Origin of the sequence: Mesorhizobium alhagi CCNWXJ12-2 (genome assembly GCF_000236565.1) — a bacterium.
GTDB lineage: Bacteria > Pseudomonadota > Alphaproteobacteria > Rhizobiales > Rhizobiaceae > Allomesorhizobium > Allomesorhizobium alhagi.
Window position 1 is genome coordinate 20,375 of the sequence record NZ_AHAM01000272.1, and the last position, 8,400, is coordinate 28,774.

The following is an 8,400-nucleotide window of genomic DNA, read 5'->3' on the forward strand; positions in this document are numbered from 1 at the left end:
AGCTGCTCCCCAAGGCCACAATCGAAGCGGTCACCCGTCCGACCGACCACCATAAGTGCAACAGCCTTTTTCCGAAACCTTATGCGAGTCGCAATGACACTCATGCGACTCGCTTTAGCTCTTTGTTTTAATGCATCATCCCAAAACCGCTGCGCACTGTTGGGCGACATGATTATGCCGTCGGCGCATCGGCGCGCATCAGCCCTTCCTTCTTGAGATCGGCCCAGAGTGCCGATGGCAGCTTCGCGTCGAGAAACGACCGGTTGCTTTCGACTTCGCTCGGCCGTTGGCCGCCCGGGATCACCGACACGACCGAAGGGTGCAGCAGCGGAAACTGCAGTGCCGCCTCGATCAGGCGTACGCCGTGGCGTTTGCAGACCGCCTCGATGCGCGTGACGCGGTCGATGATGTCTTGCGGCGCTTCGGAATAATTGTAGTAGGCGCCGGGCTTGGGGCCCGTTGCTAGGATGCCGGAATTGTACGGCCCGCCGAGAACGATGCCGATGCCGCGCTGCTGGCACAGCGGCAGGAAGGATTGCAGCGCTTCCTGCTCCAGCAGCGTGTACCGCCCGGCAAGCAGGAAAAGGTCGAAGTCGCCACGCTCGGCAAGCGAATGGGCAACTGGCCATTCGTTGATGCCGCCTCCGAACGCCTTGATGACGTCTTGGTCGCGCAGCGCCAGCAGCCCATAATAGCCCGAGCGCATGAATTCCTCGATGCGTTGATCCGAGGCCTCCTTGCTGCCATGGGTGAAGATGTCGACGTCATGCACAAAAAGGATGTCGATGCGGTCGATGCCAAGGCGTTCCAGCGAGGCTTCGAAGGAGCGCATGACGCCATCATAGCTGTAGTCATAGACCTCGCGGCGCGACGGCGTGTCGAAGAATTTGCCGATACCGGTGCGCTCATCCGGCGGGCAGGCGCGCATGATGCGGCCGACCTTGCTCGACAGCACATAGTCGTCGCGCCTTTTCGAGCGCAGGAATGGATTGAGCCGCGTTTCCGACAGGCCGAGCCCGTAGAGCGGCGCGGTGTCGTAGTAACGGCAGGCGACCTGCCATGCCGCCTCCAGCGTGGCATTGGCATCGTCGTCGGAGACGGCGCGGTAGAGGTTGCCGAGGGGCGCCGTGCCGAAGCCGAGTTCGGTGAACGCCATGCCGCCATTACCGATGCGGTCGAAATGCCGTGTCTTCATGTCCTGCTGTTTCCTCACCTACGCACGTTGCCTCGACACTACCATGGTTGTGGCACTGCAAAAGCACTTCGAGCCGTTGGATACGGACTTTCGCGGTGATCGCATTACCAAAAACAAGCTGTTCGGGGAACGTGACCAAACAATCCAGACGGGTTTTTGACACCGGCAAGCTGGTGAGCACGTCATGACGAATACCGGCACAAATCTGTTCGGGATTGCGCTCGACGAGCTTGGCAACGTGCTGGCGCGGATCGACGAGAGTCACATCGACCGGTCGGACGCTACCGCTGTGGCCAGGCTGCGAAACCTGTTTGACTGCACAAAAATGTCGGTTTCCCAATAATGATTGTGTTGAATACATTTCGCTGATTAGCTGCCTTGCTTGAGGCTGGACAAGATTGGTAAATGTTGTCCGGGGAAGGACCGCGATGCCCGTGCTTGAGGTTCGCCACGTTTCCAAGAATTTCGGGGCCATTCGAGCCCTGACCGACGTCAGCTTCCAGGTGGAGCGGGGCGAAGTCGTGGGTCTGATGGGGGACAACGGCGCCGGCAAGTCGACCATAGTCAAGGCGGTGGCCGGGAATTTCCCGCCGAGCGACGGCGAAATTGTCGTGGATGGCAAGGTTTGCCGCTTTCACCAGCCTGTCCACGCCCGCGCTGAGGGGATCGAAGTCGTTTATCAGGACCTCGCGCTCGCTGATAATCTAACGGCCGCGCAGAACGTCTTTCTCGGCCGAGAGCTCAAGAAGGGCTTCTGGCCAATCAGGGTGCTTGACAAGCAGGCGATGATCGACCGCTCGGCAGCGCTGTTCAGGGAACTTAAATCGGAAACTCGGCCGCGCGACCTCGTCAAGAAGATGTCGGGTGGGCAGCGCCAAGCCGTAGCCATCGCACGGACCCGGCTCTCAAATGCCAAGCTGGTGTTGATGGACGAGCCGACCGCCGCCATCTCCGTACGCCAGGTGGCGGAAGTTCTTGAATTGATCCGGCGCCTCAAGGCTCAAGGGGTTGGCGTCATTTTGATCAGCCATCGCATGCCCGATGTTTTCGCCGTGTCCGATCGAATCATCGTGCTCAGGCGGGGTTCGAAGGTTGCCGACAAGGAAGCCGGCAAGACATCACCCGAGGAAATCACCGGATTGATAACGGGGGCCATCCGTGGCGACTAGTGTTCGGGAGTCGGTCGAGGAAGTCGGCAGGCTGCCGGACTTCGTTGCGGTCAAGGAACAGACGCCTCTCCAGCGCATGATTTCAAGCCAGTCCTTCTGGGTGACGATCGCGCTCATCGCTCTCGTCATTTTGATGACAGCCATGGAGCCGAGCTTCGGCACTCCCGCGAACGCCGCCAATGTCACGCGCAACCTCGCACCTTTCGGCATCATGGCGCTCGGCATGACGGTGGTCATCATCACCGGTGGCATCGATTTGTCGGTCGGCTCGATAATGGGTCTCGTCGCCATCGTCGCCGGCCTGTTCCTCACTTGGCACTATCCCTGGTACATCGCCTTTGCCATGGGCCTTTTCTCCGGTCTGGCCTGCGGCGCGGTCAACGGATTCTTTGTCGCTTACGCCGGAATGCCGTCCTTCGTGGTCACCCTCGGCATGCTGTCCCTGGCGCGCTCGCTGGCGGTGGTATTCTCCGCAAACCAGATGCTCTACCAGTTCGGGCCGGACGCTCCCATCGTGAAGGCGATCGGTCAGGCGAAATGGCCGCGGCATGGGCCGGAGAACTGGGCGCCGCAATGGATACCTGAACTGTCGTCGCAATTCTGGACCATGGTGATACTGGCTCTGATTGTCGGCTTCGTGTTCAATTTCACTGCCTGGGCTCGGCACCTCTTCGCCATTGGGGGCAATGAGGAGGCAGCACGGCTCACCGGCGTTCCGGTCAACTGGATTAAATTCCAGGCCTATGTCTTTTCGGCTTTCACCGCCTCGATCGCCTCGCTCCTGCTCCTCGGCTACAACGGCTCGGCCATCAATGCCATGGGCCAGGGCTATGAGCTGCGCGTGATCGCCGCGACAGTCATTGGCGGAGCCAGCCTCATGGGCGGCGTGGGCACGGCCTTCGGTGCGGTCATCGGTTCGGCCTTCCTCGAGGTGATCAGGAATGCGCTGCTGATGGCCGGCATTGATTCAAACTGGCAGGGCGCTTTTGTGGGCGCCTTCATCATTCTTGCGGTCCTTTTGGGCATGCAAACCGGCGGCAAATCGATCCTTTCTGCCTCGCTGGCGGTCTTGATGCCCAAAAAGAACCGCTAGGAACCCGTCGGCGGGAGGCCTGCGGGAAACCACACCTAGGAGGAGAACATCACATGAAAAAGTATCTGCTGACGGTGGCCGTGGCGCTTGGAGCAATGGTGCCCGCCGTTTCCGGCGCCCAGGAGAAATACACTTTCGCCCTGGTGCCGAAGAACATGAACAATCCTTTCTTCGACCAGGCTCGCGACGGCTGCAAGAAGGCCGAAGCCGAATCGAATGGCGCCCTGGAGTGCATGTATATCGGCCCCGGCGAGCATGGCGGCGGTGACGAGCAGGTGCAGATCGTGCAGGACCTCGTGGTCAAGAAGGTGGACGGCATTGCCGTGTCACCATCGAACGCGGCGGCGATGGCTGTTGCGCTGCAGGCCGCCAAGGACGCCGGCATCCCGGTCCTCACCTGGGATTCCGACCTCCTGCCGGAAAATCAGGATCTTCGCGTCGCCTATATCGGCACGCACAACTATGAGATCGGCACGAACCTTGCCAAGCTTGCCATGCAGATCAAACCCGAAGGCGGCACGGTCTGCATCCAGTCGGGCGGCGCGGCAGCGGCCAACCACAATGAGCGGATGCAGGGCATTCGCGATACGCTTTCGGGCGCCAAGTCAGCCGCCTCGCCCGGCGATCGCCTGACCGGCCAGAACGGCTGGACCGAAATCGACGGCTGTCCGCTCTACACCGACGATGACTTCCCGCGCTCCGTACAGCAGTTTGAAGACACGATGGCGAAAAACCCGGACCTCGACGCATTCATCCCGACCGGTGGGTTCCCGCAGTTCATTCCTGATGCCAACCGTGCCGCGGTCGGTCCGCACAAGGACAAGATTGCCTCGAAGGATCTGGCCCTCGTCGTCGCCGACACGCTTCCCGTGCAGATCGACCAGATGAAGGAAGGTCTCTCGCTTGGCCAAGTCGGTCAGCGGCCATTCGAAATGGGCTACAAGACGATGATGGCATTGAAGGACATGAAGGACGGCAAGGCGCCTCCGGCTGACCCGACCTATACGGGCCTCGATATCTGCACTCCGGAGACTGCGGATACCTGCATCGCCAAATAGCGCTTTTACGCATGTGAAGAGGGCGGGAGGAAATTCCCGCCCTCTTGAAAAGGGGTTCGATGTCGGAATTGTTCTCACTCAAGGGCCGTGTCGCATTGGTGACGGGTGCTTCGCGTGGCCTCGGCTTCGCCATGGCAAAGGCGCTTGCGGAAAACGGCGCGACGGTGATCGTCAATGCCCGTGACATCGATGCCCTCTCCGCGGCGGCGGAAAGGATCGCCGCCGAAGCGCTGCCGTTCGATGTCACTGACGCGACGATCTCAAGGGCGGCGCTCGAAGGTATAGTCGAACGCCACGGCCGCCTCGATATTCTCATCAACAACGCCGGCATCCAACATCGGAGGCCGTTGGTCGAATGGGAGGACGAGGACTTCGACCGGGTGATTGCCGTCAATCTTTCGGCCTGCTTCCGCATGATGCGCGACGCGGTTCGCCTGATGCTGCCCAACAAGTTTGGGCGGATCATAAACACTGGATCGGTTGCAGGGATCCTTGGCCGCCCCACCATTCACGCCTACGTGGCGGCAAAGGCGGGCCTGCATGGACTGACACGCTCGACGGCCGCTGAGATGGGCCGTCATGGCATCACGATCAACGCCATTGCGCCGGGGTATTTCGCTACCGAGCTCAACACCGCGCTAATGAACGACGAAGCCTTCACAAAATGGGTCGAGGAACGCACCCCTGCGGGGCGCTGGGCCCAGCCTGAGGAACTCGGCGGAGCCGTTTTGTTTCTCGCCTCCGACGCTGCCGCCTACGTCAACGGACATGTACTGGCCGTTGATGGGGGCCTATCGGTTTCCCTCTGAACTGCGAACTGCCCTTCACCGATCCCTAGGGACAGGCAGGTTGAGCTTATTATGCGAGTAACGGCAGTCGGGCGCCAGAAGGTCACCGAAACAACGTCATCGGCGTAGCCTCCAAAGGCTTTCGGGGATCATGTGCGACGAATGTCAACCGTAGCGCGCGTTTGGCGCCGCAACTCAAACAATATCACGAAATGGAGAAAACATGTCGTCCATACCGTTCAAAATCGCGATATTTGGTGCTGGCCGCATCGGCAATGTCCATGGCCGAAATATTGCAGAGCATCGAGATTCCGAGGTGAAATACATTGTCGATCCATACTTAGAGGGGGCGCAGCAGCTTGCGGCCATTACCGGCGGCATGGCCGCGAGCGAAGACGTGGTGCTAAATGATTCGGAAATTGCCGCGATCGCCATTTGCACGGCAACCGCGGCCCACGCTGAGCTGATCGAGAAGGGTTTGAAGGCGAGCAAGGCCGTATTCTGCGAAAAGCCGATTGACCTGGATATGGACCGCGTCAATGAAGTCATGACAACCGTCGAGGCGGCCAATGCGCCGTTATTTCTTGCGTTCAATCGGCGGTTCGATCCGAGCGTGTTGGAGATGAAGGCGCGAATACTCGCGGGCGATATTGGCGAACTCGAATTGGTGACCGTGATTTCCAAGGATCCTGGCGGCGGGCTGCCGATCTCGTATTTAAAAACCTCCGGCGGGATGTTCCGCGACATGACGATCCACGATTTCGACATGGCACGACACATAATGGGCGAAGATTTCGTGACCGTATCGGCCGAAGCGTCAGCACTGACCGACCCCGCTATAGCTGGTATCGGAGACATAGACACTGCGGTCGTTACGATGCGCACAGCCAGTGGCAAGATCGCCGTCATCACAAACTCCCGCCGCGCGTCCTTTGGATATGACCAGAGGGTCGAAGCCCACGGTGCACTGGGCACGCTACGAACCGAGAACGTGCCCGCCAACATGTCGGTGCTCGAAACGGCCGATGGTGTCCGCCGATCCAAGCCCTTGTTCTTCTTCGTCGAACGGTATGCGCAATCGTACAAAAACGAATGGGCGCACTTCGTCGATGTGCTTAAAGGGAAAGAATCGCCCTCGGCCACCGGCGAACATGGCCGCAAGGCTCTGGCCCTTGCAGAAGCCGCATACATCTCTCTAAAGAGCGGTCGGCGCGTTGCAGTCGACGAGGTGTTTGATAAGAAATCCCAGGTGGCGGCTGCAGACCAGGAAATGCCTGGATTGCAATAGGAATTTGTATCGAATTCCCTCGGTGAAAAGCGCTGCCCCGGATTGGAGGTCCGGACAGACGAACAGGTTCTCAACTTCGCGCGCATGCACGCGGGAACGGTGTTTGATCAATGCGGCACATGCCGGATGGGACACGAAAGGTCCCTCGTTGCCCCGCACCTTCACGGGGTCGATAATCTGAGAGTTATCGACGCGTCGGTATGCCTACCATTACCTCTGCCAACACAAACGCAGCCCCGTTGATGATCGGCGAACACTGATCGGAACTGGTAATGGGATAGTGCCCTGTTCGCCGCCGAGGCAGTTCGCCGCGCCCGGTTCAGTAAGTGGCTCGTCCTCCGGAAAGATCGAATGTCGCGGCGGTAGTGAACGAGTTCTCCTCGCTGACCAGCCAGGCGATCATGGATGCGGCCTCTTCGAGCTCCGCAAAACGCCCGCGCGGGACTCGCGACAGCATGTACCGGATGTGCTCTTCGCTCACCTGTTCGAGAATACGGGTCTTGATCGGCGACGGCGTGATGCAGTTGACGGCAATGTCATGCATTGCCAATTCTTTGCCGAGCGATTTGGTTAGCGCGATAACGCCCGCCTTTGCGGCAGAATAGGCTGCGGCGTTCGGATTGCCCTCCTTGCCCGCGATAGAGGCTATGTTGACGATGCGACCGTAATTGCGCTCGATCATGCCGGGCACCACGGCGCGGCAGCAGAGGAACACGGCGTTCAGATCGACATCGACCACGCGTTTCCATTCATCCACGGAATAGGACACAACCGGCATAGAACTTCCTGCGATTCCGGCGCTGGTCACGAGGATGTCGATGCGGCCAAATTGACGAGCAGTGCGGTGGGCAGCTTCGGTGACGTCGTCTGCTACTGTCAGGTCGAGCGTTGCGCAGTGCACGTCCTCGCCCAAGGCCGAGCGCGCCTCCGCCAACTGCTGCGCGTCGAGATCCCAAAGTGCGACTTTGGCGCCAGAGGCGTAGATGCGCTTGGCGGCGGCGAAGCCTATTCCTTGAGCACCTCCAGTGACGACGGCGACGCGATCCGCGAGATCGATATGGTTCAAAGCATTATCTCCACGTTTCAATTGTCCGCCGGTTTCGAGTCCACCTCGGTCAGCAAAGGCATTCCGGGCCGCACCTTTTATCCCGCGCAGCTTGCCGTCAAGAGACTGTCCGGGTGCTTCCGAAGTCTGGCGGCTAGCGAAGCGCCAGGCAGGAGACAGATTCCTACGAACTCGTTGTCTGATGACCTGATGGCAGTGATTCCGAACCGCCAACAATGACGCCTGGCAAGGCCGACGGACCGAGGACTTTCGATATGGGCCAGGTTTGCAAACTCGCCGCGACCATTCCTTGCGCAAATTTTTGACGTTGGGGTGTAAATCGCACCAAACAGTGACCCCACGTCGCCTTGGATTAACCGGCTGAGTTCATTGCGAAAATGAGTGTGGTCGGGGGGGTGCCAGAAGCCGCTATCTGATTCTTCGAAAATCCCGGAAGAGAAGCTGTATCAAACAATTAGGCGTTCCGGTGGCCGGGGTCACTGTTCGGTGCGATTTCACAGCCAGTCGCTCAACGTGCTGGGGCCGATGCGCATGGACCGCTCGGCCAAGAGCCGCTCCACCCTCTCGTTCAGCGTGATGTCCTTGCGCTCCTCGATCATCCCGATGATGTAGTCGGCATGGGCGTCGAGACGCGAGCCGCGCCGTCGTCCCTGCGGTCGTGGTGTCGTCTCGCCCATCCCGGCTCTGCCGATCCAGCGGCGCTCGATATCCCGACACCGAACCGAGCCGCTGCCTGCCGGGCC

8 protein-coding genes and 2 pseudogenes are annotated in these 8,400 nt (G+C 59.8%); 7 read left to right on the forward strand and 3 right to left on the reverse strand.

Translation table 11 applies throughout. The features are described 5' to 3' along the window. Positions 1-172 precede the first annotated feature (172 nt). The gene (locus MAXJ12_RS28840; RefSeq protein WP_008839675.1) at positions 173-1,195 is read right to left on the reverse strand and encodes an aldo/keto reductase; all 1,023 of its coding nucleotides are present in this window, start codon (positions 1,193-1,195) and stop codon (positions 173-175) included. A gap of 184 nt (positions 1,196-1,379) precedes the next feature. Here MAXJ12_RS28840 and MAXJ12_RS37885 point away from each other — a divergent pair, with 184 nt between their 5' ends. The 7 genes and pseudogenes from MAXJ12_RS37885 to MAXJ12_RS35960 all read left to right on the forward strand — a co-directional run. Next, positions 1,380-1,538, forward strand: coding sequence for a hypothetical protein (locus tag MAXJ12_RS37885; protein WP_008839677.1), 159 nt, complete (start codon positions 1,380-1,382; stop codon positions 1,536-1,538). A gap of 85 nt (positions 1,539-1,623) precedes the next feature. Next, positions 1,624-2,364 (forward strand): ATP-binding cassette domain-containing protein, encoded by a 741-nt coding sequence (locus MAXJ12_RS28845; protein ID WP_008839678.1) that lies wholly within the window; start codon positions 1,624-1,626, stop codon positions 2,362-2,364. Then, positions 2,354-3,457, forward strand: coding sequence for an ABC transporter permease (locus tag MAXJ12_RS28850; protein ID WP_008839679.1), 1,104 nt, complete (start codon positions 2,354-2,356; stop codon positions 3,455-3,457). The genes MAXJ12_RS28845 and MAXJ12_RS28850 overlap by 11 nt, the downstream gene beginning before the upstream one ends. Positions 3,458-3,510: 53 nt before the next feature. Next, on the forward strand, positions 3,511-4,515 hold the full coding sequence (locus MAXJ12_RS28855) for a sugar-binding protein (RefSeq protein WP_008839680.1): 1,005 nt from the start codon (positions 3,511-3,513) through the stop codon (positions 4,513-4,515). Between the two features lie 59 nt (positions 4,516-4,574). Continuing rightward, complete coding sequence (locus MAXJ12_RS28860) at positions 4,575-5,324, forward strand: SDR family oxidoreductase (RefSeq protein WP_008839681.1); 750 nt, start codon at positions 4,575-4,577, stop codon at positions 5,322-5,324. A 202-nt stretch (positions 5,325-5,526) separates the two neighbouring features. Continuing rightward, positions 5,527-6,591 carry an inositol 2-dehydrogenase gene (gene iolG / locus MAXJ12_RS28865; RefSeq protein WP_008839682.1) on the forward strand — a complete coding sequence of 355 codons (1,065 nt, stop codon included), beginning with the start codon at positions 5,527-5,529 and terminating at the stop codon, positions 6,589-6,591. 39 nt (positions 6,592-6,630) lie between these two features. Further along, positions 6,631-6,834 (forward strand): annotated as a pseudogene (locus MAXJ12_RS35960) (GMC oxidoreductase); the annotation flags it as partial. A 76-nt stretch (positions 6,835-6,910) separates the two neighbouring features. Here the strand turns inward: MAXJ12_RS35960 and MAXJ12_RS28870 are convergent. Further along, positions 6,911-7,657, reverse strand: a complete 747-nt coding sequence (locus MAXJ12_RS28870; protein ID WP_008839683.1) for an SDR family NAD(P)-dependent oxidoreductase — start codon at positions 7,655-7,657, stop codon at positions 6,911-6,913. 497 nt (positions 7,658-8,154) lie between these two features. Then, a pseudogene (locus MAXJ12_RS28880) lies at positions 8,155-8,400 on the reverse strand (IS630 family transposase); the annotation flags it as partial.